General features: G+C 70.9%; 20 protein-coding genes and 1 pseudogene. 7 read left to right on the forward strand and 14 right to left on the reverse strand.

All coding sequences use genetic code 11. From position 1 onward, the window contains the following. Positions 1-139: 139 nt before the first annotated feature. The 4 genes from BJ964_RS24500 to BJ964_RS24515 form a co-directional block, all read right to left on the reverse strand. Entirely contained in the window at positions 140-3211 is a 3072-nt protein-coding gene (locus tag BJ964_RS24500; protein ID WP_188122866.1) for an NACHT domain-containing protein, read from the reverse strand. A gap of 544 nt (positions 3212-3755) precedes the next feature. Beyond that, complete coding sequence (locus BJ964_RS24505) at positions 3756-4385, reverse strand: nitroreductase family protein (RefSeq protein WP_188122867.1); 630 nt, start codon at positions 4383-4385, stop codon at positions 3756-3758. Further along, a complete protein-coding gene (locus tag BJ964_RS24510; protein WP_188122868.1) occupies positions 4382-5182 on the reverse strand; it encodes an alpha/beta hydrolase in 801 nt (266 codons plus the stop codon). The genes BJ964_RS24505 and BJ964_RS24510 overlap by 4 nt, the downstream gene beginning before the upstream one ends. A gap of 4 nt (positions 5183-5186) precedes the next feature. Next, on the reverse strand, positions 5187-5954 hold the full coding sequence (locus BJ964_RS24515) for a 3-hydroxybutyrate dehydrogenase (protein WP_188122869.1): 768 nt from the start codon (positions 5952-5954) through the stop codon (positions 5187-5189). 283 nt (positions 5955-6237) lie between these two features. Between BJ964_RS24515 and BJ964_RS24520 the strand changes: the two are divergent. After that, positions 6238-6612 (forward strand): annotated as a pseudogene (locus BJ964_RS24520) (ABC transporter permease subunit); the annotation flags it as partial. Positions 6613-6756: 144 nt separating this feature from the next. Here the strand turns inward: BJ964_RS24520 and BJ964_RS24525 are convergent. Further along, complete coding sequence (locus BJ964_RS24525; RefSeq protein WP_188122870.1) at positions 6757-7938, reverse strand: citrate synthase family protein; 1182 nt, start codon at positions 7936-7938, stop codon at positions 6757-6759. Positions 7939-8005: 67 nt separating this feature from the next. On the opposite strand from BJ964_RS24525, the gene BJ964_RS24530 reads away from it, so the two are divergent. After that, positions 8006-9166, forward strand: a complete 1161-nt coding sequence (locus BJ964_RS24530; protein ID WP_188122871.1) for a citrate synthase 2 — start codon at positions 8006-8008, stop codon at positions 9164-9166. A gap of 475 nt (positions 9167-9641) precedes the next feature. Here the strand turns inward: BJ964_RS24530 and BJ964_RS24535 are convergent, their stop codons facing one another. Further along, a complete protein-coding gene (locus BJ964_RS24535; protein WP_188122872.1) occupies positions 9642-10658 on the reverse strand; it encodes a hypothetical protein in 1017 nt (338 codons plus the stop codon). A gap of 118 nt (positions 10659-10776) precedes the next feature. On the opposite strand from BJ964_RS24535, the gene BJ964_RS24540 reads away from it, so the two are divergent. Continuing rightward, positions 10777-11580, forward strand: coding sequence for a hypothetical protein (locus BJ964_RS24540; protein ID WP_188122873.1), 804 nt, complete (start codon positions 10777-10779; stop codon positions 11578-11580). A 160-nt stretch (positions 11581-11740) separates the two neighbouring features. Here the strand turns inward: BJ964_RS24540 and BJ964_RS24545 are convergent, their stop codons facing one another. Genes BJ964_RS24545 through BJ964_RS24565 form a run of 5 tightly spaced genes read right to left on the reverse strand, consistent with a single transcriptional unit; the run spans position 11741 to position 15953 of the window. Next, positions 11741-12580 carry an alpha/beta fold hydrolase gene (locus BJ964_RS24545; RefSeq protein ID WP_188122874.1) on the reverse strand — a complete coding sequence of 280 codons (840 nt, stop codon included), beginning with the start codon at positions 12578-12580 and terminating at the stop codon, positions 11741-11743. Further along, entirely contained in the window at positions 12577-13455 is an 879-nt protein-coding gene (locus BJ964_RS24550) for an SDR family NAD(P)-dependent oxidoreductase (protein ID WP_188122875.1), read from the reverse strand. The genes BJ964_RS24545 and BJ964_RS24550 overlap by 4 nt, the downstream gene beginning before the upstream one ends. After that, on the reverse strand, positions 13452-14924 hold the full coding sequence (locus BJ964_RS24555; RefSeq protein WP_188122876.1) for a flavin-containing monooxygenase: 1473 nt from the start codon (positions 14922-14924) through the stop codon (positions 13452-13454). Before BJ964_RS24555 ends, BJ964_RS24550 begins: the two co-directional genes overlap by 4 nt. Continuing rightward, positions 14914-15237, reverse strand: a complete 324-nt coding sequence (locus BJ964_RS24560; RefSeq protein ID WP_188122877.1) for a DUF4873 domain-containing protein — start codon at positions 15235-15237, stop codon at positions 14914-14916. The genes BJ964_RS24555 and BJ964_RS24560 overlap by 11 nt, the downstream gene beginning before the upstream one ends. Continuing rightward, a complete protein-coding gene (locus BJ964_RS24565) occupies positions 15234-15953 on the reverse strand; it encodes a TetR family transcriptional regulator (RefSeq protein WP_188122878.1) in 720 nt (239 codons plus the stop codon). The genes BJ964_RS24560 and BJ964_RS24565 overlap by 4 nt, the downstream gene beginning before the upstream one ends. Before the next feature lie 122 nt (positions 15954-16075). On the opposite strand from BJ964_RS24565, the gene BJ964_RS24570 reads away from it, so the two are divergent. The 3 genes from BJ964_RS24570 (at position 16076) to BJ964_RS24580 (ending at position 18782) form a co-directional block, all read left to right on the forward strand. Continuing rightward, on the forward strand, positions 16076-16987 hold the full coding sequence (locus tag BJ964_RS24570) for an AurF N-oxygenase family protein (RefSeq protein ID WP_188122879.1): 912 nt from the start codon (positions 16076-16078) through the stop codon (positions 16985-16987). 207 nt (positions 16988-17194) lie between these two features. After that, the gene (locus tag BJ964_RS24575) at positions 17195-18199 is read left to right on the forward strand and encodes a 2-hydroxyacid dehydrogenase (RefSeq protein ID WP_188122880.1); all 1005 of its coding nucleotides are present in this window, start codon (positions 17195-17197) and stop codon (positions 18197-18199) included. Positions 18200-18527: 328 nt separating this feature from the next. Continuing rightward, positions 18528-18782: a hypothetical protein gene (locus BJ964_RS24580; RefSeq protein WP_188122881.1), complete on the forward strand. Its 255-nt coding sequence runs from the start codon at positions 18528-18530 to the stop codon at positions 18780-18782. A gap of 62 nt (positions 18783-18844) precedes the next feature. Here BJ964_RS24580 and BJ964_RS24585 read toward each other — a convergent pair whose 3' ends face one another. From BJ964_RS24585 to BJ964_RS24595, 3 genes are all read right to left on the reverse strand, one after another. Then, on the reverse strand, positions 18845-19237 hold the full coding sequence (locus BJ964_RS24585; RefSeq protein WP_188122882.1) for a hypothetical protein: 393 nt from the start codon (positions 19235-19237) through the stop codon (positions 18845-18847). 23 nt (positions 19238-19260) lie between these two features. Then, positions 19261-21582: a DUF4132 domain-containing protein gene (locus tag BJ964_RS24590; protein ID WP_188122883.1), complete on the reverse strand. Its 2322-nt coding sequence runs from the start codon at positions 21580-21582 to the stop codon at positions 19261-19263. Between the two features lie 161 nt (positions 21583-21743). After that, complete coding sequence (locus BJ964_RS24595) at positions 21744-22373, reverse strand: trimeric intracellular cation channel family protein (protein ID WP_188122884.1); 630 nt, start codon at positions 22371-22373, stop codon at positions 21744-21746. 292 nt (positions 22374-22665) lie between these two features. On the opposite strand from BJ964_RS24595, the gene BJ964_RS24600 reads away from it, so the two are divergent. Further along, a complete protein-coding gene (locus BJ964_RS24600; RefSeq protein WP_188122885.1) occupies positions 22666-22884 on the forward strand; it encodes a hypothetical protein in 219 nt (72 codons plus the stop codon). Positions 22885-22984: the final 100 nt, after the last annotated feature.

Genomic DNA, 22984 nt, shown 5'->3' on the forward strand with positions numbered 1-22984 from the left:
CTGGCGGCCCGTTCGCCGCGGTGCGGGTCATCGGCCGGCCCAGCGCTGCGGCGCCCGCCTCCGATGTGTCCGTCCCGCCGGGGCCCGTCCCGCCGGCCCGGGCTCGGCGGGCGTCGGGCGGTGGCGGTTCGCCGATGGTTCAGTCGTGCGCCAGGATCAGCGTCTCCAGGAGTTCCGGGCGGGCGCGGCGCTCCTCCAGCAGGCAGGTGGCGGCGGCCAGCTCGATCAGGGTGGCGGTGAGGCGGTTGTTGTCGGCCTTCTGCGCGAACCGGGCCAGGACCAGTGCGGGAGCGCGGATGGCGGCGGCGGCCGCCGGAGTGATCAGGCGCTCCCGGGTCACGATCGGCTGCGCCACCCGGAGCAGCCGGTTCAGCGCCGCTTCGAAAGGCGAGGCGTCGGCGGGTGATCCGAGGCGTTCCGGCATCGCCCAGAGCCTGGCCACCAGACCACTGAGGTCGACCGGGAACCGATTCGCCTTGACCTGGCGGTCGGGCAGCAGCGACTCGGCCACGATGCGTACCGGGTCGCCGGGCCCGGCCGACACCGGTAGCGCGAGGTCGCGGTAGGAGATCGGCCCGAGGACGTGGTCGATCGCTGACTGTCGTTCGACGGCCGGGGGAGCGCCGTCGGCGATCGACCGGATCCGGCTGACCAGGGTGCCGATCTCCTCGAATTCCGCGCGGATGATCGGGAAGAACCCCCTGGCGCGGGGCGTGCTGCCCGGCTCCGCCGACTTGAGCGCCCGTCGCACCCGGCCGAGGTCGACCACCAGGTCTCCCCATCTCGCCGAGGCCCGGCGACGGTCGGACATCCCGAGCAGCACGGTCTCCAGTCGGCCGAGCTCCGTGTGCAGGCGTTCGGCTCTGTCCCGTAGATCCTCCACCATGCCGCCGGTCCGGTTCCCGGGTGCGTTGTCCGTGTCTGCGGACCGGACGTACTGGGTGCTCTCCCTGACGAGTTCGGCCATCTGGGCGGCGACATGGTTCATCTCGGTCATGGACCGGCGGACCATGTCGGTCTGGCGGGCCGCCAGGTCCTCCAGCCCCTTGTCGAGCAGGCGCGATCCGGCGAGGTCGGCGCTGAGCGCGTCGAGCAGCGCGCCGGCGGTGACAACCGCCGCCTTCCTGTTCGGGTACCAGACCCTCCACCGTTCGTCCACGACCCACACCGGTTGGGCCGGGTGCACCGTGGCGAGCTCCGCGCCGGCCGGCAGGCGGAACACGATGCCCTTGCCGCTTCGGGGGCCGGCCGCGACCAGCGCGTTGATCCAGGTCAGGAACGCTTTCGCGTCTCGCTGCCAGATGCCGCGGGCCGGAGCGTCCGGGTCGGCCGGTTCCGTGCCCTCGATGAAGGGTGTGCCGGTCTCCGAGCAGAACAGCTCGTACAGTTCGGTCGTGATCGGCCACCGGCTGATCCGGGTGCCGTCCGGCGTGGTCACCATCGCGCGCAGCATGCGGCCGATGAGGACGTCGAGGGCCAGGGTCCGGTCGGCGGCGTCGGCGTCCGGACGCAGACCGCGGTGCAGGAGGCGATCCAGTTCGGCACGCAGCCCTCGGTCGACGCGGTCGTCGGATTCGGCGAGTTCGAAGGCCAGGGAACGGGCGACGAGGGTGCCCGAACGCACGGCGCTCGCCACGATCGGGTTCGGGTCCTCACCGGCCCCGTACAGCAGGATGGTCTCCCGCCACCACGGGTCGTCGACCACTTCGGTGAGCAGGTGGTGCAGGCCGCTCTCGGCGATGTAGGCGGCGGCCAGGTACTCCTGGAAGGTCTGGTGGGTGAAGGCGAAGTTCTCCAGGTCGGGGACCGGTAGCAGACCGGTGGCCTCCATGTCCTCCAGGAACCGCTCGGCGGTGATCCCGGGCGCGGTCTCGTCGAGCCAGGGCTGCACCGTCCGGACCAGGGTGCGCCGGTCCTGGCCGCGGATTCCCTGGCGCATCCACTCGAAGGCGAGCCGGCCGAGCAGCATCAGCCGCTGCCGGAGCGCCAGCGCGACGATCTGGCCGCGTGCCTCGTCGCGGCGGCCCAGCATCGTCTCGCACACCTCGCGGTAGAGCATGGCGCGGTTCTCCGGGAGCTGCTTCCCGTACCGGTGCACATTGGCGATCATCGTGAGCAGCAGCGGGTTCGCGGTGAGATCGGTCAGCCCGGGAATGGCGTCGATCTGCCCCAGCAGGTGCGCGGCCGCCTCCTTTCCGCGTTCGGCGGCGACCGCGTGCCCGTCGTTGTCGGCGTCGTGCCGTTCCGCGGCGGTGTACCACTTCTCCAGGAAGGCGCGGACCTGCGGCCGGCCGAACGGCAGCACCTGGACCGTCTCGGTGGCGTCGACGAACGCGTTGCGATAGCCGGGCGGCCGTGAGGTGATCACGAAGTCGTTGCCCGGATGCGCCGCGACCTGCCGGTTGACCCATTGCGCCACGTCGCGGCGCGTCCCGGCCTCGCCCGCCTCGTCGAGCCCGTCGAGCAGGATCACACAGCGGCCGCCGCGAAGCCGCTTCTCCCACCAGCGGGCCGGTTCGGGGCCGACCGAGTCCGGGATGGAGTCACGAATCAGGCTGGGCAGTGAGACGTTCGGGTCGGCGACGATGGCCTTGGCCTGGTCGCGCAGTTGCAGCCACACCGGGACCGGGCGCGTCATCGCACGGTTCGCCTCGACCGTCCGCCGCGCGACATGGCTCAGCAGGGTGGTCTTGCCGCTGCCCGGCGCGCCGAGCACCGCGAGCACGACGCGTCGCCGGCGGTTCAGGAAATACCAGATCGTACGATCGCGGCCGTTCTCCCGGGCGGTCGGCACCATGCCGGAACCCACCTGGCCGGGCGCGCTCGACGTCAGCGCCAGGCGGACGAAACTGGCGTCCAGCTCGGGGATGAACGGGCCGATGATGTTCAGCCCCTTGGCGTCCAGGTTGCGGCGGCTCTCACTGACCCAGCGCCGGTAGTCGCGGGCGTACCGGGAAGTGAGGAGGTCGAGAAGCGCACGGGCGCCGCCCGGCGTGTCCGGGTCGCGCCGCAGGTGGCGGACGGCCACGGTGATCGACAGCACCAGGCAGCCCACGAAGATCGCGCCCATCAGCTTCACGTCGCCGGCCCACTTCCAGTCGGCCGGGAACGTGTTGGTGAAGACGTTGGTGACGGTCCCGAGGGCGGCGCCCGCGAGCACGCCGACGGTCACGGACGACCGGCTGTCCGTGGGCCGGCGACCGTCCGTCATCGAGACATGATGGCAGTCCCGCGCCGCCGCCGGAACCCGGGAACGTCCTCTGTGAACGCCGGGCCGACGACCCTGACCGGCTGGCCGTGAGCGCTGTTCCGGGGTCGTTGATACAGCCCTTCCCCGCCAGCCGGGGTCCGTCACCGGAGGTGGTGGTCGCGCGGGTGGGCGGGGTCGCGGTCCAGGGTGACGGTGCGCGAGCTGCGCCGGTGGGGAGTCGCTCCGCGCTCAGATCCGGCGGGTGCGCTGCGGCCTTGCGCTGCGGCCTTGCGCTGCAGTGCGCCCACGCGGGTGCGCTGCGGCCTTGCGCTGCAGTGCGCCCACGCGGGTGCGCTGCGGCCTTGCGCTGCAGTGCGCCCACGCGGGTGCGCTGCGGCCTTGCGCTGCAGTGCGCCCACGCGGGTGCGCTGCGGCCTTGCGCTGCAGTGCGCCCACGCGGGTGCGCTGCGGCCTTGCGCTGCAGTGCGCCCACGCGGGTACGCTGCGGCCTTGCGCTGCAGTGCGCCCGCGCGGGTACGGGAAGCGGTTCAGCTCACCCGTACCATCAGGCGGTTTGGAACTTCTCGAAATGGACCACCTCGTCGAGTGGGCGGCGCTTCGGCTGGGACCAGCGGCCCTTCGCGGGGTAGCCGAGCGGGATCAGCGCCATCGTGAGGGCGTCCTCGGGAAGGCCGAGCAGTTCGCGGACCTCCTCCTCGTGGCCGATGTGCAGGGTGGTGAGGGTGGCGCCGAGGCCGTGCGCGCGGGCCGCGAGGATCAGCTGCTGGACGGCGCCGTAGATCGACGAGCCCAGCCGCGGGTTGGTGGACCTCGCGGCGCCGAGCAGCACCGGGAAGACCCAGACGGGGGCTTCCTCCAGGTGGTTGGCCAGGTGGTCGGCGGCGAGGAAGCTGGCCTTGCTCATCGGGCCGCCCTCGGGCGCGTTCAGGATCTGCTCGCGGCGGGAGCCGTAGTGGCGCTCCCAGCCCTCCCGGTACCAGCCGGCGATCCGCTTCTTCGTCTCCGGGTCACGGACCACGATCCACGCCCAGAACTGGCCGTTGCCGGCGGACGGGCCACGGATCGCGGCGTCGAGGATGTCCCGGATCACGTCGTCGGCGATCGGCTCGGTGGACAGGTAGCGGCGGGCCGGGGTGGAGTGCAGCGCCTCCAGCACGGACAGGTCGGTGGTCATGAGGTGAGACTAATGATCCGTTCAGCGACGCGCCGAGCTCCCGCCCCTTGCAGGATCGTGTAGTGGTTGACGTCGGGAATCAACTCGGCGTCAACTCCAGTCAACTGTTCATGTTGATACAGTCCACGCGGTTCATCCATCAGTCCACGTGGCGCCCACAGCAGGGGATGGGGCGCCGGGATCGGGTTGGTCAACATGTCGTGCGCGTCGGCGCGGATGGCGTCGATGTTGCAGGACGATCCGGTACCGGTGAAGTCGCGGAGGATGTAGGCCGCCAGTTCCGGCGTCCAGTGGTCGCCCAGCGCCGGGTTCTGCCGGAAGTAGTCGAGGTAGGCGGTCTCGTCGCTGAACGTCATCGACAGCCGGCGCATCGCCGGGCCGATGACCGCGTGCAGCGCCGTGTCGATGTCGATGCCCGGCGGCACGGGCAGCGCGATCCCGCCGTCGACCATCAGCACCGGGCCGACGTCATGAGCGGCCGCGGTGACCGCGACCACGAAGGCGCCCATCGAATGGCCGACGAGCGCGGGCCGCTCGATGCCGAAATGGTCGGACACCGCGATCAGGTCGGCGATGTGCGCGGCCATGCCGAACGGTCCGGGCAGATGCGCGCTTCCCGCGCGACCCCGCAGATCAGGGGCGATCAGATGTACGCGTCCGCGCAGCTCCCGGGCCACCGAGGTCCAGGACAGCGCGTTGGCCGTGATCCCGTGCACGGCCAGCACCACCGGACCGTCCCCCGGCCAGCTCACCACTCGTAGCTTCCCGCCGGTCACCGCGATGTCGATCTCTTCCATCACGTCAGTGTGCCGTCCATCCGCAGTCGATGGTGATCGAGGATCCGGTGATCAGCCGGGCCGGCGGCGTGCACAGGTAGGCCGCCAGCTCCGCCACGTCCGCCGGGTCGACCAGTTCCTTGATCGCCGCCCGGGCCAGCAGGATCCGCCCGATCACCTCGGACTCGCCGATGCCGTGCACCGCGGCCTGGTCGGCGATCTGCTTGTCGACCAGCGGCGTCCGGACGAATCCGGGGTTGATGCAGTTGGAGGTGACGCCGTGTGCGGCCCCCTCCAGGGCGGTGACCTTGGACAGCCCCTCCATGGCGTGCTTGGCGCTCACGTAGGCGGCCTTGTACGGCGACGCCACCAGTCCGTGCACCGACGATATGTTGACGATCCGACCCCATCCACGTTGATACATGTGTGGAAGCGCCAGCTTGATGAGCCGGAACGGCGCCTCGGCCATCACCTTCTGGATCAGCGAGTACTTGTCCGGCGGGAACTCGGTCAGCGGCGCCACCACCTGCAACCCGGCATTGTTGACCAGCACGTCCACCTGTGCCGGCAACTCGTCCACCCGGTCCAGATCGGACAGGTCCGCCGGGAACGCCCGGCCTCCGGTCGCGGCGGCCACCTCCTTCGCCGCCCGCTCGTCGATGTCCACCACCACCACGTCCGCGCCGGCCGCGGCCAGCCGTTCGGCGCAGGCGCGCCCGATACCGCTGCCGGCGCCGGTCACCAGCGCGGTGCGGCCGGTCAGATCAAGGTCGACCACTCGTGCCGTCGTCATGGCGGTGAACGTACGGGCCGGGCCGTTCCCGCGCCTATGTGCGCGGCCCACACATCCGGCCACCGTCCCGTGTGATCGACGCCCGTGGTTTTGATGCGGCCGTGTTTCTAGCGTGTGGCCACATGAAACGAGTTCGTATGACTTCCGTCCTCGCGGCGGTGACCCTTTCCCTGGCCGCGTGCGGCAGCCCACAGGCCGCCACCGACGGCGGCTCAGGCCCGCTCAAGGTCGGCATCGTCTACTCGTATTGATTCGGCCGCTGTACACACGACACACCGAACAGGTGCTGGTCACCGTCGGGCTGTCGCTGGCCGGCGTCGCGCTGCTCCAGTCGGTGTGGGGCGCCGACGCCCGCGTCTTCCCCCGTCCCGCGTGGGCGTCGTCGGTCGTCAGCGTCGCCGGGGCGCAGGTGCCGGCCGACCGGTTCCTGCTCATCGGCGCGGCCGTGCTCGTGCTCCTCGGCCTGCTCGCGTTCCTCCGATTCACCCGGTACGGCCTGGTCATCCGGGCCGTTGTGGAGAACCGCGACATGGTCAGCGCCCTCGGCATCGACGTACGCAACGCGTTCACGCTGGTGTTCACGATCGGCGGGGCGCTCGCCGGGCTCGCCGGGATCCTCGCCGGCATGTACTTCAGCTTGATCTCACCGGGGCAGGGCGCCTCCCTGCTGCTTCGGTCTCCTGGCCGGATCCGCTTCGGTCTCCTGGCCGGATCCGCTTCGGTCTCCTGGCCGGGATGCTTCGGTCTCCTGGCCGGGATGCTTCGGTCTCCTGGCCGGGATGCTTCGGTCTCCTGGCCGGGATCAGAGTGGCGGCAGGCCCGCGTAGGCGCCGGTCGGGCGAAAGCGGCTCGGCCGATCCCCGTACTCCTCCAGCGCGTGCGCCAGCCATCCCGCGGTCCGGGCCACCGCGAAGATCGCCTCGCCGGCGTCCGCCGGCATGCCGTGATGCAGCGTGAACGCGGCGAGCGCGAGGTCGATGTTGGGAGCCTGTTCCGCTCTCGCGCGTACCGTGTCCGCCACCTCCAGCGCGGTCTCCCGCACCGGCCCGTCGGCGATCAGGTCGAACAGCGTCCTGGCACGCGGATCGCCGTCCGGATACAGCGGATGCCCGAAACCCGGGATCGGTGTTCCGGACCGGTGGAGATCAGAGAGGGCGGCCACCGGGCCGGGGCCCCTCACGGCCTCCGCCAAGAGGGGGTACGCCAGCGCGCTCGCCGCCCCGTGCAGCGGCCCGTCGAGTGCGGCGAGTCCGGCGCTGACCACCGCATAGGGATGTGCCCGGGTGGAGGCGGCCACCCGGGCGGCCAGTGTCGAAGCGGCGATGTCGTGATCGGCGAGCAGGATCAGCGCGGCGTTGAGCGCACGCAGGCCGGGCTGGGTCGGGGTCTCCCTGGTGAGCCGGTGCCAGAGCTCCTTGGCGAACGACGCCCCCTCGACCGGGTACACACCGGACCGCGACGGCAGAGCCTGCACCATCGTGGCCAGCAACTGACGGCCGGTGGCGAGGACGGCGGCCGGCGCGATGTCGAAACGGAGCGGGTCGGCGGCGGCCGCCGCGGCGACCGTGACCCGGAGGCGGTCGGTGAGCCGGGCGGTCTCCGGCAGTGGCGCGGTCACGGCGACGGCAAGTTCCCGCAGCTCGGGCGCGGCTTTGAACGGCGTGTCCTGGAGGTCACCGGTCCAGAGCAGTGCGGCAACGGCCTCGTAGGTGGCGGTACGGGCGAGCACCGTGGCGTCCCGTCCGCGGAAGTAGAGGGATCCGTCCTTGATCAGGGTGATGCCGGTCTGGATGCCGGGGGTGGTGGTGCGTTTGCGGCTTGCCAGGAACGCGTCTACGTCGGTCTTCGCGAACAGGCTGTTCTTGCCGTCGGCGTTGCGCTGGCTGGTGAGCAGTCCGCGGCTGACGTAGGCGTACACGGTAGTGGGTTTGACACCCAGGAGGACGGCGACCTCTTCGGTCGTCAGCAGCGGCTGTGCATTCATGTCATCAGGCTCTCATATTGACTGGATCAACATTGACATCAACACATGACGAGTACAGATTGACGTCATGTTGACAGTCAATCCAGGACTCGCCGGTGTCGTTGCATTCGACACCGAGATCGCCGAACCCGACCGGGACGGCGGGGCGCTGCGATACCGCGGCGTCGACATCACCGCACTCGCCGGAACGGTGTCGTTCGGCGACGTATGGGGCCTGCTCGTCGACGGCGACTTCACCCGCGGCCTTCCGGTCGCGGAGCCACTGCCGCCGCTGACGGCCAGCGGTGACATCCGGGCCGACGTGCAGGCGGCGGTCTCTCTGCTGGCGCCCCGGTGGGGGCTCGGGCAGCTGATCGACATTCCTGACGATCAGGCCCGGGACGACCTGGCCCGGGCATCGGCGGCCACGCTGTCCTATGTGGCCCAGGCGGCCCGGGCAGCCTATCCGCCCGCGCCGCGATCGGCCCGGGCCCCTGTGGACAACCGTGCGGTGTGGACTCCCGCTGTGCCGCAGCGTCTCGTCGACGCCGGGCGGACCGCCACCGAACGGTTCATGATCGCCTGGCAGGGCGAGCCGGACCCGCGGCACGTCGCGGCGATCGACCGGTACTGGATCTGCGCGGCGGAACACGGCATGAACGCCTCCACGTTCACCGGCCGGGTGGTCGCCAGCACCGGCGCGGACGCCCCGGCCTGTCTGTCGGCGGCCGTCGCGGCGTTGTCCGGCCCGTTGCACGGCGGGGCGCCGTCCCGGGCGCTGGGGATGATCGAGGAGGTCGAGAGCGGGGTCGACGCCCGCCGCTACGTGCGCCGGATCCTGGACGGCGGCCAGCGGCTGATGGGTTTCGGGCACGCGATCTACCGGGCTGAGGACCCTCGGGCGCGCATTCTGCGGGACGCCGCTCGCGAGCTCGCCGCACCCCGTTACGAGGTGGCCCGCGAACTCGAGCTGGCGGCCCTGGCCGAGCTGCACGACCGCAAGCCGGACCGGGTACTGGCCACGAACGTCGAATTCTGGGCCGCGGTGATCCTGGACTTCGCGGGGGTGCCGGCCGAGATGTTCACGTCCATGTTCACCTGCGCCCGTACGGCCGGCTGGAGCGCGCACATCCTGGAACAGAAGCGCCTGGGCAAGATCATCCGCCCGTCCGCGGACTACGTGGGCCCCACCGGGCGCCCGGCCGCCGAGGTGCACGGCTGGCCGGAGGCCCTCCGCCGCAGCTCGTGATCGTGGGCGTGGCCGGTCCGGGCTTTCGGTTCGCTGAGGTGCGTGGCCGGCTCGATGTCCTTCGCCGCGGCTCTGTTCTGTGAGTCCGGCGGGTCTGGCTTCTTCGTCTGCCGAGGTGTGCGGTTGATCCGAGGCTTTCCGCCGCGACTTCTGATGGCGAGTGTGGTCGGACTCGGCCTTTCGTTCGCCGTCGTCGGTTCCCGTGTGCCCGTCGCTGTCGGCCCCGCGGGCATGCGGTTCATGGCGGGCGAGGTGCCGGCCAGCCGTGGTCGGTGCCCAGAAGGGAGAGTAGCGCCACAATTCCGACACTACGGACAACCGCATCTAAGTCGGGAGTGTCCCGGTTATCGGGACGGATGGCGTCCCCAAGCGCTGTCCTCCGGCCGGCGGTTCTGCCGCCGGCCGCCGATCACGGGTTGCCGGTTCGCCGTGAGGCCCTGATCGCGGACTTCCGCCTCGATGGAAGGCCGCCTGGTCAGGTTCTTTCCGGATTGCCGGCGGGCCACGTGCGCAGCGCACCGGGTCGTCCGGTCGCTCTGGGCACGGGCCGCGGTTCGCTGCTTGACCCGTAGATCGGGATGGGCTCCTGGTCCGGCGTTCGGCTCGCGATACGCGGGCTGATCGCGGTCAGGCGGCCCAGCTCCCGGCCGCGGTCAACCGGCGGCCCCCGACCAGGCAGAAGGTGTTCGATGGCAGTCACCCCCCGAGGAAACGCGTCCGATGACCTACCCGGGTATCCCGCAGCATCCGTACCTGACCCGGTCGGATGCGGGTCTACTGCAACAACCTCAATATCAAGCCGTTCTGCAATCCCGCCAACATTGATCACCTCAACGCCGAGTCCGTCAACGCCGAGTCCGTCAACGCCGAGTCCGTCAACGTTGACGGACGCAACGTTGATCCAGCCAATCATTGTGGACTCGCCGTCAATCCGTTCAGCATTGAGTGGTACAACGACGAGCGGTCCAGCATCGAGCGGTGCGACACCGATGAATCCATCATTGAGCGGTACGACGGCGAGGAGTGCAGCGGCGAGTAGCTCGGTGTTGAGCGGTACGACCGCGAGCAGTTCAGCGCTGAGTGGAGCGATGTCGGGCGGTGCGGCGGTGAATGCTTCGGTGCCGGGCAGTGTGACCGCGAGCAGTTCAGTGCTGAGTGGTGTGTTGCCGGGCGGTGCGGCGGCGAGTGGTTCGGTGCCGGGCAGTGTGACCGCGAGCAGTTCAGTGCTGAATGGTGCGTTGTCGAGTAGTGCGGCGACGAGTGGTTCGGTGTTCAGCGGTTCGATGTCGGGCGGTGCGGCGGCGAGCACATTGGTGCTGAAGGGTGTGCCGGCGGACAGGTCCACGTTGAGCGGATCAGCGCCACGCCGCACGGGGGCGGGTGACTCGGGTGTCTGGTCGCGGGTGCCGAATGGTGGCCGTCCGAGGCGGCCAACGCTCGCCGAGTTGGCTGAGACACAGGTGATGTCGAGCGAGGCGATCACCGCACGCATCACCGCGAGCCGAATGGGCGGCGAAGGCCCGGCCGGATCCTTCCCGCGAGCAGGCTCCGGGGTCACCGCCACGGGCCGTGCTCGGCTCGCCGCTCCGGCGCCCGCAGGTCTGTCAGCGGTGCGGGGGCGATCCACCGTGGTGGCATCGCGGCTGCTGAATGCGACCGGCAACCTCGCGGCCCTCGGATGGGCCGCACGGAAACGACCGGCCCTGAGTGTCACCTTCGCCGCCGCCGGGCTCGGGGCGGTCGTCGCGTCCGTGTTCGGGCTGGCGCCGGAGCGTGCGGAGTTCCGTCCGCCGCCGGTTTCCGGTCTGCGGGCTCCCACCACCGCGAAGGCCTCCGCCGATGCCGCCCACGCCGGGATCGCCCCCTATGCGCCCACCTCGGCCGCGGCCGGCGAGCAAGTCACACCCGGAACCCGGTCGGGCCGGGCCAGGAACGGCCGGTCATCGGCTCGCCCCTCGTCGAGCGGCAGCATGTCGGCGGACTCCCTGGTGAGTGCCGACCCGGCGACGCCGAAACCACGCGGCGCCAAGGCGCGGGACCACACCGGCCCGGCCGGCTCCGGAACCCCGGAGACCGCGTCGATCAGGCTGGGCCAGCCAAGCGACGGCGGCACTCTCAGCGCCGGTACGTCGATCACCGGCAGCGCCGACCTTCCCGCCAATCACCAGATCTGGCTGTTGTGGCGGCAGGGAGCCGGCTCCTACCACGTCGGAGGCGCCTGCCGCGGTGGCCGGACCTTCACCTGCGATCCTCCCGGACTCGAAAGCGGCGGCGACGACACCTTCCAGCTCACGGTTGTCGTCGTCGATCCGGACACCGGGCGGACACTTCACGCCGGCGAGACCCGCGATGCCCTGCCGAGCCACCTCGCCCGTCACGACATCACGATCACGGTCCGCCGCGCCGCGGGGTAGCGGTGCCCACTACGACTGGCCAGGCGTCTCACCTGTCACGACATCGATGCTGGGGTTGTGGCGCCGAGTCCTGGTGTGACCGTCCTACCCGGAGGGTGGCGGGCCCGGGCGGCGCCCCCTTGACGCCACCCGGACCGCGCTCGCCTTCCGGGGAAGGGCTTCAGACGGCCACCTTCGCCAGCATCGGGCGGACCAGGCCGGCGAACTCCTCCGGCCGTTCGATCTGAGGCATGTGGCCGGTTTTCGCGAACATGTGCGACTGCGCGTGCGGGAACGCCGTCCGCGCCGCGGCCAGGTGGGTGCTCGGCAGGATCCGGTCGCGGTCGCCCCAGACGATCATCGTGGGCCTGGCATTGCCGGCGACGCGGGACAGCAGGTCGGCACGCCAGGCGGCGGCTACACCGCGGAGACCGCCGAGTTCCTTGGCGATCTCCAGGTAGACGGCGGCGAAGTCCGGCTGCCGGGCGATCCGGATGGCCATCTCGATGCGCTCGGCGGTGACCAGCGTGCGGTCCGCGAAGATCATCCGTTCCATCCGGGGTGCGGTGAGCCGGTCGATGCGGCGCAGCATCTGCCTGCCCAGCCCGGGTACGGCGAGCATGCGCAGCGCGACGGTCACCTCCTTGCCGAACCCGGCGCTGTTCACCAGGGTCAGCGTGGACACCCGCTCGGGCGCGCCGGCCAGCATGGTCATCGACACGGCGCCGCCGAGCGAGTTGCCCATCAGGTGCACGGGACGGGTCTCGCCGAGTTCGTCGAGGGTGGCCCACACGCCGTCGGCGAGCACGCCGAGCGTTGTCGGCAACGGCATTCGTTGCGACAGGCCGAAGCCGGGCATGTCCACACTGATCACCCGGTACTCGCCGTCGAGCAGCGGATGCTGCAATGCCCAGTCCTCCAGGCTGCGGCCGATGCCGTGCAGCAGGACAACCGGCGGAGCGGCCGGATCCCCGCTCTCGTGAAAACGAATCCGGCTTCCGCGTACCTCCAGATATCTCATCGCCGGGCCACCGATCTCGCCGGACGCGCGCCGCGGGACACCGACGCCGTGGTCAGCGCGCGCACGATCCGTGCGTGACCGACCGGCAGAAGCCGGGCCAGCAGGTCCGGGGCCTTGGCGCTGGAGGCGATCAGCAGCCGGGCCTTCCGCTTCGCGACGGCCCGCAGGATCTGCTCCGCGGCCTTGTCGGCGGGATAGCTGAGCAGCGCGGCGAAGACTTTGCGGTTGGGTTCGATCTCTTCTTCCGGTACGTGTGAGCCGACCAGCGCCGATTCCGCGATCCTGGTCCGGATGCCCCCGGGGTGCACCGTCGTGACGCCCACCCCGCTGTCGGCGAGCTCGCCGCGCAGCGACTCACTCAGCCCGCGCAGTGCGAACTTGCTGGCGCTGTAGGCGGTCTGCCCCGGCGGCGCGATCAATCCGAACAGACTGGACACGTTGACGAGATGTCCACCCGGTGTGGCGGTCAACGCCGGGAGCAATGCGTGGATGAGCAGCATCGGCGCCCGGAAGTTGACGTTCATGACCTTTTCGAACTGCTCGACCGACACCTGGTCGAAGCGCCCGCCGAGCGCGATCCCGGCATTGTTGACCAGCAGACCGATCGCCGGGTGCCCGGTGAGCACCCGCGCGGCCACCGATTCGACCGCTGCCCGGTCGGAGAGGTCAGCGACAATCGTTTCCACCTGGAGAGCGGGATGGGCGCTCCGGATCCGCTCGGCCACCGGGTTGAGCCGGTCCTCGTCGACGTCGATCAGGACCAGGTCACTGCCGCGCAAGGCCAGGCCGTAGGCGAGTTGTTCACCGATGCCGCTGGCCGCGCCGGTGAGCACGGTGGTGCGCCCGGCGAACCGGTACTCGGGGAGTCGGGTCATGAGACCACCTCTTCAGGGCGACGGACGGGTGCGGGACGACGGGTGAAGCTCATGTCGCGGGTGACATCGGCACGCGGGGTGGTGAGGACGTCGCGCAGATAGTTCTGCCGGACCAGCCACGGATCGCGGTTTCCCTGGTGCGGGAACTTGTCGAGGGCGCGCTGCACGTATCCGGACGACAGGTCGAGCAGCGGGCGGCCGGTCCCGGACGGGGCGGTCGGGGTGGCGCTCGCGTAGCCGTGCCGTTCCATGTGGTCGAGCAGTTTCAGCAGGTAGCGGTGGGACAGGTCGGCGCGCAGGGTCCACGACGCGTTGACGTATCCGATGCAGTAGGCGAAGTTCGGCACCCCGCCGAGCATCAGCCCGCGGTAGGCGGCCGTCCCGCCGACCTCCACCGGGTCACCGTCGACGGACAGCGCGATCCCACCGACCGGCAGCAGGGACAGCCCGGTGGCGGAGACGACGACGTCGGCATCGACAACCGTTCCCGACCTGAGGCGGATACCTCCGGGAACGAACGTCTCGATGTGGTCGGTCACCACCGAGGCGCGGCCACTCGTGATCGACTGGTAGAGGTCGCCGGACGGGATCACGCACAGGCGCTGGTCCCACGGGTCGTAGTGCGGTTTGAAGTGCTCGTCCACGTACCCCGGATTGTGGAGGAAGTGGATGGCGACGCTGCGCAACGCGCGTCGCACGAGCTTGGGGCGCCGCCTCGCGAGTTGGTAGAAACCCTGCGTGAGCAGGATGTTCTTGGCGCGTGCCACGCGGTTGGCCGCCTTCGGCGGCAGCAGGCGACGGGCCAGGTCGGCGATCACGTCACGGTTCGGCAGAGGAGTGACGTACGTGGGGGAGCGCTGCACCATCGTGACGTGCGCCGCGTCGGCGGCCATGGCCGGAACCAGCGTGACAGCGGTCGCGCCGCTGCCGATGACCGCGACGCGCTTGCCCCGGTAATCGAGATCCGGTGGCCAGAACTGCGGGTGCACGAGCCGCCCGGTGTAGTCGCCGAGGCCCGGGAAGTCCGGCTGGTAGCCCTCGTCGTAGCTGTAGTAGCCGGCGCAGCCGTAGATAAAACCGCAGGTCAGGACCTCCCCGTCGGCGATGTGCACGGTCCAGCGGGCGTCTGCGGTGGACCAGTCGGCACGCACCACCCGGGCGCCGAAGCGGATGTGCCGGGTGATGCCGGCCTCGTCGGCGGTGTCCTCGATGTACCTGCGGATCTTGTCGCCGGAGGCGAGTGACTCGGATTCTCGCCACGGGCGGAACGGGTAGCTGAGCGTGTACATGTCCGAGTCGGAGCGGACGCCCGGGTAGCGGAACAGGTCCCAGGTGCCGCCGATCGCGCCGCGCGCCTCGAGGATGGCGTAAGTGTCGCGCGGGCGCTGCTTCTGCAGCCGCCAGGCGGCGCCGATCCCGGACAGGCCCGCGCCGACGATCAGGACGTCGAAGTGCTGGTCAGTGGGCATCTTGAGCCTCCCTCGGAAGCGGTGTGAACCACGGTGGAGTGCCGGTGCCGGAGATTCGGACGCCACCCCAGGGGTCCGGATCACTCAGCTTCACCGTGGTCTCGGGCGAGCCGGGAACGACAATCGTCGCCATGCGCAGGCCACCGCTGACCCGCTCGCGCAGCAGATCCGACGGCCCGGTGCGCCCGGCCCAGCGGAACCGGCCCTCCACCGGCTCGAAGTGGGCCGACATGCGCACCTCGACCGCGACCGTGCCGTGGTCGTCGATGCGTAACGTGGCCGGTCCGCGGTACTCCTCCTCGCCGGTGCTCACTGGTCTCTGGCCCACCCGACGCGAGCGGCGAGTCCGCCGGGGACGTCGGCGGCGCGGCGCATGCCGGCGATGCCTCCCCAGAGGAACGTCGTCAGGTATTCGCTGAGCGCTTCCCGGCTGATCGGCTGCTGCTGGCGCAGCCACCAGTCGCCGACCGCCTGCACGTAGCCGACCACCCCGTACGCCCAGGGCAGCGCGGCGCCGGAGTCGAGGCCGCGGGCGCGCAGCCGGTCGCCGAAGATCCGGGCCAGGCCGCTGGCCACGGTGTCCATCACGTCGGCGACCACGTCGCGATGCCGGGCGATGTCCGGCTGATGCACGACGAACCGGTACAGGTTGAGATCGGCCTCGATGTGCGCCAGGTAGACGTCGATCGCGGCGCCCACGATCGCCCGTTCCTCGCGGACCGCCGCGACCGCCGGGACGATCGCCTCCAGGACCATGGCGCCGGCCTGCTGTCCGACGGCCAGCCACAGTTCCGACTTGTCGGCGAAGTAGCGGTAGAGGACCGGCTTGCTGACGCCGGCGTGGGCGGCGATGGCCTCCATGCCGACGTCGGGGCCGTGCATCCGGATCGCCTCGATGGCGGCGGTGGTCAGCTCCGCCCGGCGCTGTTCACGATGACCGTCCCAGCGGCCTCGACGGCCGTCGCCTCGATGGGCACCTGATGAGCCGCCGGCCGAGCCGGGATTGACTGGCGGAGTGACCGAGTTCATAGTACTAGAAGTAACTGTTACCGCCGGTAACGTCAAGTGCGTTGAGGCGATCGTATTGATCAATCCAGTCGACTTGAGTTGATCAAGTCCAATCAAGGCAACGTCAGAGTTCGGAGGACGGCATGACCACAGTGACTCCGCCCGATCGTGACCGCACCGCCACTCGGCTGCTTCGCTCCTCGGCCGAGCATTCGTACGACCCCGAGGTGGAGATCGACTGGGAGGCGCCGCTCGTCCCCGGCAAGTACTTCGTTCCCCCGCACCGCTCCAGCCTCTACGGCACCCCGCTGTGGGAGGGCATGACCGAGGACCAGCGCATCGAGCTGACCAGACACGAGGTCGCCAGCATCGCGGGGCTCGGCGTCTGGTTCGAGACGATCCTCATGCAGTTGCTCATCCGGGAGTACTTCAAACAGGACCCGACCGCACCCCACGCCCAGTACGCGCTCACCGAGATCGGCGACGAGTGCCGCCACTCGGTGATGTTCGGCCGCATGATCGCCCGCCTGGGGACCCCGATCTACCAGCCCACCGGCGTCAACCAGTGGCTCGGCAAGTGGATCGCCCACACCGGAGTCGGCCCCCGCATGTACGCCGCCATCCTCATCGCCGAGGAGATCCTGGACACCCTGCAACGCGAGGCGATGAACGACGAGAACGTGCAGCCGCTGGTCCGGATGGTCTCCCGCATCCACGTCGTGGAGGAGGCCCGGCACGTCCGGTACGCCCGCGAGGAACTGGCCCGCCAGATCCGGTCCGCCGGCCGCGGCCGCCTCGCCTTCGACAAACTGGTCATCGGCCGGGCGGCCTACCTGACCGGGACACGGCTCGTCGACCCGCGCGTCTACCGGGCGGTCGGCCTCGACCCGGAGGAGGGCCGGCGGGCCGCGCGCGCCAACCCGCACTTCCGCGAGACGATGCGGTGGGCGGGGGAGCGGGTGGTCGCCTTCCTCACCGATCTCGACCTGATCGGCGGTCCGGGCACGGCGCTCTGGCACGCCTCGGGGCTTCTTCCGCGTACGGTGCGCTCATAGATCCTGTCCGGTGTGACCGGGTGGCCTCCGCCGCCGCCCGAACCTCGTCTCGCGCCCGCGTGATCGACCGGGGCATGCACAAGCGTCTCGCGCCCGCGTGATCTACCGGGGCACGCACAAGCGTCTCGCGCCCGGGATCCGCCGGGCAGGAACAAGATCGATCCTCTGGATCCTCTTTGGAGCGTCGGGAGGTCCTACTGTGAGGGCATGCGTGTCGCCGTGTTCAGCGCCAAGCCCTACGACCGACGATTCCTGACCGAGGCCGACCAGGGGGCCGGCCACGAGCTGGTCTTCCTGGAGCCCCGGCTGTCACCGGACACGGCATCCCTCGCCGGCGGGTGCGACGCGGTGTGCGCGTTCGTCAACGACGACCTGAGCGCGCCGGTGCTGGAGCGGCTCGCCGCGATCGGGGTCCGGCTGGTCGCGCTGCGCTCGGCCGGTTACAACCACGTCGACCTGACCGCGGCCCGCAAGCTGGGCCTCGCGGTCACCCGGGTGCCGGGCTATTCGCCGTACGCGGTGGCCGAACACTGCGCCGGCCTGGTGCTCGCCCTCAACCGCCGGATCCACCGCGCCTACAACCGGGTACGCGAGCACAACTTCGCACTCAACGGCCTGCTCGGCTTCGACCTGCACGGCCGTACCGTCGGGGTGATCGGCACCGGGAAGATCGGCGTCCGCTTCATCCGGATCATGGCCGGGTTCGGGTGCCGGGTGCTGGCCTACGACCCGTACCCGGGCGACGAGGCGGTCGCGGCCGGCGCCCGGTACGTGCCGCTCGAGACGCTGCTCGGCGAGTCGGACATCGTCACGCTGCACTGTCCGCTCACGCCCGGCACCTACCACCTGATCGACGAGCGGCGGATCGCGCAGATGCGCGACGGCGTCATGCTGATCAACACGAGCCGGGGCGCGCTGATCGACACGGCGGCCGTGCTGCGGGCGCTGAAGACGGGCCGCATCGGACATCTCGGCCTCGACGTCTACGAGGAGGAGGCGGACCTCTTCTTCGAGGACCTCTCCGACGAGATGCCCGGCGACGACGTGTTCAGCCGCCTGGTCACCTTCCCGAACGTGCTCATCACCGGTCACCAGGCGTTCTTCACCGAGGACGCGCTGCGCAACATTGCGGCCAGCACGGTGGCGAGCCTGACCGCGTACGCCCGGGACGGCTCCACCGCCGCCATCGCACCCGACGCGCTGGTGTGCTGACCTTTCCGCACGCGTACGCCCGGGGCGGCTCCACCGCCGCCATCGCACCCGACGCGCTGGTGTGCTGACCTTTCCGCACGCGTACGCCCGGGGCGGCTCATCGCCGCCACCGCCCGCGGCGCGCTGGTGTGCTGACGTTTCCGCACGCGTACGCCCGCGGCGCGCTGGTCTGCTGATGTTTCCGCACGCGTACGCCCGCGGCGCGCTGGTCTGCTGATGTTTCCGGCGCAAGCGGGCCGGAGGCCCCGCCGGAAGGGGACCTCCGCCTTCCTCGGCGGCCCTAGTTGATCAATACCGTTGCTGGTGGAGATCGGGGGAGGTGGGTTCCATGAGCGAACTCGGCGGCGGCTGGCAGGACCTGTGGCTCGGCACGGCGACCGCGTGCACGGACCGCACGGCGGAGGCGGCCGGACAGGCGAAGAACCGGGACGGTTCGATCAGCGTCACCGTCGGGTCCGCCGGGCAACTGCTGAGCCTCGACCTGGACGACCGTGTCCGCGACCTGACCGGCCCGCAACTCGCCCGCGAGATCCTGATGGTGATGCGCTGCGCCCACGCCTACATCCCGGCGCCCGCCCACTGACCGTTGGCCCCGGCCTTGCCCCTTTCGGCCGACCGACGTGGCCCGGTTCGGCGGAGGCGGGGTCAGCCGCCGACCAGGGGGACCAGGCGGATGAACGCGACGGCGCCGCCGTCGCGCAGGTCGATCGGCTCGTCGAGATCCTCCACCTGACGGCCGCCGGCGAGCATGATGAAGGCGTTGCGGTCGAAGGCCCGGCAGGCCGCGTCGGCCTGGGCCTCCCCGTCGATGCGGGCGCTCCCCGGCATGCGGAAGCCCTGCGGAGTCTCGGTGGCCCCGCACGGCTGGACCAGACCGTGGAACGTCTCGTCCCGGGTCGCGTTGAAGCGGGCCACCTCCGCACGGACCCGGAGACGGATCAGTTCGCGGGCGGTGATCCGGTCCGGGAGATCCGGCAGCACCCAGGAGGTGATCTCCCGCCCGGTCATCGTCTCGTCGCGCAGCAGCGCCTCGGCCATCGGCTTTCTCCTCGTCTCGTGGTTCAGCGGGGCAGCTGGCGCAGGATCGTCGGGTCGGTGATGCGCTGGTCGGCGGCGAGCAGGAACGCCTTGGACAGGATCAGCGACAACCGCTCGTCGTCGTCGAACGGCAGGCTCACCCGCGCGCCCCGGCCACCGGGCACGATGCACAGATAGGCGTCGTTCGGCTCCATCAGCACGTTGCCGGACCCCAGGTGGATCCGGTAGACGGCACGGGTGCCGCGGACCCGCAGGAAACGGTCGGTCAGCTCGCACTTCGGGCCGATCGCCAGCCCGGGCAGCAGGCGGGCCAGCACGTCCCGGCGCACCTCGGCGCTGCCCGACAGGTCACCGAAGACGGCATTCGACCAGTACGCCCGGAACGGGTGCTCGCCCCGGTCGAACCAGCTCTCGTCGGCGGCGATCGACGTCACCCCGACGAACAGGTCGACGTCGCGCATCGCCTCGCTGAGCACCCGTTGCGGCACCTCGGCGAGCGGTGCCGGCTCCCACCGGCGGCCCTCCCGGCGGGCGAACCGCACCTGATCGGTCGAGCAGAACTCCGCCTCGTGGCCGCCGGAGTCGACGGCCTCGTGAAAGAACGACGCCTGCCAGCCGCCGGCCGCGAACTCCTTGACGGCCTCGCTGCGATGGCCGCCGTCCCACGGGCCGAGGAATCCGGCCGACCAGCCGCGCACCCGCATGAGGGCGTGGGCCTGCCGGTACCTCAGGATGTGCCCGGCGAACCGGTTGGAGTAGACGCGGGTCTGCTCCTCGGCCGGCGTCAGCGCGTACACCTCCCGGAATGCCTGTTTGAACGGCTGCCGCAGCCCGGCCGCGGTGATCCGGTCACGCCAGCCGGACACCTCGGCCGCGTCGGCGACCGCCGGATGCCACAGCCGCACGGCGCACCCCGGACCGCTCAGGCCGCCCACCGACCAGCCGTCGCCGGCCGGCTCGGGCAGCCCGGTCACCCAGCTCCGCCGGTCGGTGGAGACCTGCCAGATCAGCCGCCGCCCGAGCGTGCCGGTGACCGGATGCCGCAGGTAGCGCCGCTCCCACGTCTCCCACTCCCAGACCCGGTCCAGGGAGGACAGTGCCTCCACCCGGACCCGCTCGGTGGCCAGCGTGGCGGTGACCTGCTTGGCGAACTCCTTCGCCGCCCTGACCACCTCGTCGTCCCGGATCGCGGCCGGCATGCTCCGCAGCGGCTGCCCGGCCCGCCAGGCCCGGACCACGGCCTTCTCCCCGGCGATCTCGGCGATCACGGTGTGCCCGCCGGGCGCCGGCCAGGAGCGGCGGCCGTCGGCGTCGAGGTCGTGATGGTCGACCGCCAGCTCGAGTGCCTCGCCCGGCTCCCAGCCGCGGACCGTGCCCATCCGCTCCAGCCCGGTCCGCACGCGGGCGCGGACGGGCCTGCTGCGGGCGGTCAGGGCGAGCCGGGCCAGCACCCGGGCCGGCTCCGGGCCCGGCCGCTCCACCAGGATCTCGATGACGGCGGCCGCGGTGCGTGACGCCCTCGGCTCGGCGGTGCGGCCCGGCGACCGACCGGCCGACTCGGCGACCCGCGCCAGCCGCACGGTCGTCTCCTCGGACGGGTCGGTCGCGGCCAGCCAGCAGAGGCCCCGCACCAGCCGGTCCTGAGTCTCCCGTGTCCAGCCGGTTGTCCCGGTATAGATGTCGAGGACGTCATGCACCGCCGCGACGGCCTGTGGCGTGTCCCGCAGCAGGGCCTCGCCCTGGCGCAGCCACGCCTTCGTGGGCACGGGCTTCGGCAGGGTGGACGCGAACTCCAGCACGGCGATCGTGCCCGGATCGGTGAGCCGCCCGCCCAGTTGGCGGCGGGCGGCCAGGCCGGCCGCGTCGTACGCGGGCAGCAGGTGCGCCGGCACGCCGGCGCCGACCCGGGTCAGCAGCCGCTCATATCGCCCGGCCAGCGGATCGCGGAGGGAGTGCGGCATGAAGTAGCCGGAGCAGGTCTCCTCGAGGATCGAGGCGAGAGCCGGCTCGAAGGCGGCCAGCCGCTCGGCCGGCAACTGCTCGGCGATCAGGAGCGGCAGGTGGTAGAGCATGCCGTCGTAGATGCGGCCGCCGTGCGCGACCCGCAGTGCCCACCCCAGATCGCCGGTCGTCCAGGGCAGGGGACCGGCGGCGATCCGGTGGATCTCCGGATCGCGGTCGAAGCTCGGCTTCTCGATCTCGGAGGCGGCCAGGTGCCACCGCAACGCCAGCACGCGCCGCCGCTCGCCGCCGTCCGCCGGCGCCGACGGATCGGCCGACGCCACCCAGGCCGTGTCGATGTCACCGGGAGCCGGCGGCGGGATCAGATCGAGCCACTTGAACATGCCCGCATCATGCCGAGCGGGTACGACAAGAAATGCCACGCCGGCGGACGGCCGGGTGGCCGGGGCACGTTCAGCGGTGGACGGGTGATCGGGACGCCGCAGCGGTGGACCGGCCGGGTGACCGGGAAAGCGCTCACCGGCGCCGGGTCACCGGAAAGCGCTCACCGGCGGACCGCCCACGCGCCGGGAGCGCGCCAGCCCCGCCACAGGGCGAGCAGGCGGAGGCCGGAGACGAACACGGCCGCCCCGGCCGCGGCCGCCGGCAGCAGCCATCCGCTCTGGTAGGCGACGGCCACGATGATCGCCCCGATCGCGGACGGCACGGCGTACAACTCGTTCTCGGTTTTGAAGAGCTCCGGGGTCTCGCGGGCGAGCACGTCACGGAGCACGCCGCCGCCGACGGCCGTGGTGACGCCGAGGATGACGGCCTGGAGCATGCCGAGGCCGGCGTCGAGAGCCTTCACCGTGCCGGTCACGGTGTAGAGGCCGAGGCCGCCGGCGTCGAAGATCAGCACGGCGATGCCGAGCCGGGCGACCTGCGGGTGGAAGAAGAAGGTGACCGCCGCGGCGACCAGGGGGATGGCCAGGTAGAGCGGATCCCGGAAGGCGGCCGGGGGATGGGCGCCGATGATGACGTCACGCAGGACGCCGCCGCCCAGAGCGGTCGTCTCGGCGAGCACCACGATGCCGACCACGTCGAAACCGCTGCGGATCGCCATCAGCGCCCCGGACGTGGCGAAGACGAACACGCCGATGAGCTCGAGCACGTAGATGGCGGTGTCCGGCGACATTACGGCAGCGTACGAGATCGGGTTTGTGATCTTCCGATTGCGCGCCGTGACGGTTCTGAGCTGCGGTGACGTAGATCGCATGGGGTGCGGAACGGTTTCAGCGAGGTTGCCGGTGTACCACCGACGGCCGTACCGGCCGGCGCGCCCGAGGGCCCGGGCCGAACCGGACAAACGGATGGTGGGCCGATCTTTCACGGTGTGCGAGATTGTCGCGGCGTTGCGCGTGGGGAAACCGTGGCGTGCGCGTGGCAGGACGACGGAATCACGCGGCGACGCCGGGAGAGAGGAAACGATGGACGACGCTCTGGTCGCCTACAACGCCGGGCGGGTGGACGGCGCGGCCGGGTACCGGGACCCGCAGGTCGCCGAGGATCCCGAGGTGGGCGCCGACTACCGGATCGGGCTGCTGGACGGGCGGATCGCGGCGTTCCACCTGATCGCGGAGGTGCGGAGGATCCTCGGGGCGGAAGGGTCCCTCTTCGACCGCCCGGACGATGTCACCGACTCATGATCAACTAGTCACACGGTTCCGAGTGGCCAAGTGAGTGGCCGTTATTCTCGCGGAAACATTCACTTGGCGGTCCCGAAACCAGGCCTTAGGACTCTTGCAC

It is taken from the genome of Actinoplanes lobatus, from assembly GCF_014205215.1.
GTDB lineage: Bacteria > Actinomycetota > Actinomycetes > Mycobacteriales > Micromonosporaceae > Actinoplanes > Actinoplanes lobatus.

Coding starts and splice junctions, on each gene's coding strand:
- BJ964_RS24500 (WP_188122866.1), bottom strand. CDS start 3,211: ATGACGGACGGTCGCCGGCCCACGGACAGCCGGTCGTCCGTGACCGTC.
- BJ964_RS24505 (WP_188122867.1), bottom strand. CDS start 4,385: ATGACCACCGACCTGTCCGTGCTGGAGGCGCTGCACTCCACCCCGGCC.
- BJ964_RS24510 (WP_188122868.1), bottom strand. CDS start 5,182: ATGGAAGAGATCGACATCGCGGTGACCGGCGGGAAGCTACGAGTGGTG.
- BJ964_RS24515 (WP_188122869.1), bottom strand. CDS start 5,954: ATGACGACGGCACGAGTGGTCGACCTTGATCTGACCGGCCGCACCGCG.
- BJ964_RS24525 (WP_188122870.1), bottom strand. CDS start 7,938: ATGAATGCACAGCCGCTGCTGACGACCGAAGAGGTCGCCGTCCTCCTG.
- BJ964_RS24530 (WP_188122871.1), top strand. CDS start 8,006: ATGTTGACAGTCAATCCAGGACTCGCCGGTGTCGTTGCATTCGACACC.
- BJ964_RS24535 (WP_188122872.1), bottom strand. CDS start 10,658: ATGCGTGCGGTGATCGCCTCGCTCGACATCACCTGTGTCTCAGCCAAC.
- BJ964_RS24545 (WP_188122874.1), bottom strand. CDS start 12,580: ATGAGATATCTGGAGGTACGCGGAAGCCGGATTCGTTTTCACGAGAGC.
- BJ964_RS24550 (WP_188122875.1), bottom strand. CDS start 13,455: ATGACCCGACTCCCCGAGTACCGGTTCGCCGGGCGCACCACCGTGCTC.
- BJ964_RS24555 (WP_188122876.1), bottom strand. CDS start 14,924: ATGCCCACTGACCAGCACTTCGACGTCCTGATCGTCGGCGCGGGCCTG.
- BJ964_RS24565 (WP_188122878.1), bottom strand. CDS start 15,953: ATGAACTCGGTCACTCCGCCAGTCAATCCCGGCTCGGCCGGCGGCTCA.
- BJ964_RS24570 (WP_188122879.1), top strand. CDS start 16,076: ATGACCACAGTGACTCCGCCCGATCGTGACCGCACCGCCACTCGGCTG.
- BJ964_RS24575 (WP_188122880.1), top strand. CDS start 17,195: ATGCGTGTCGCCGTGTTCAGCGCCAAGCCCTACGACCGACGATTCCTG.
- BJ964_RS24580 (WP_188122881.1), top strand. CDS start 18,528: ATGAGCGAACTCGGCGGCGGCTGGCAGGACCTGTGGCTCGGCACGGCG.
- BJ964_RS24585 (WP_188122882.1), bottom strand. CDS start 19,237: ATGGCCGAGGCGCTGCTGCGCGACGAGACGATGACCGGGCGGGAGATC.
- BJ964_RS24590 (WP_188122883.1), bottom strand. CDS start 21,582: ATGTTCAAGTGGCTCGATCTGATCCCGCCGCCGGCTCCCGGTGACATC.
- BJ964_RS24595 (WP_188122884.1), bottom strand. CDS start 22,373: ATGTCGCCGGACACCGCCATCTACGTGCTCGAGCTCATCGGCGTGTTC.
- BJ964_RS24600 (WP_188122885.1), top strand. CDS start 22,666: ATGGACGACGCTCTGGTCGCCTACAACGCCGGGCGGGTGGACGGCGCG.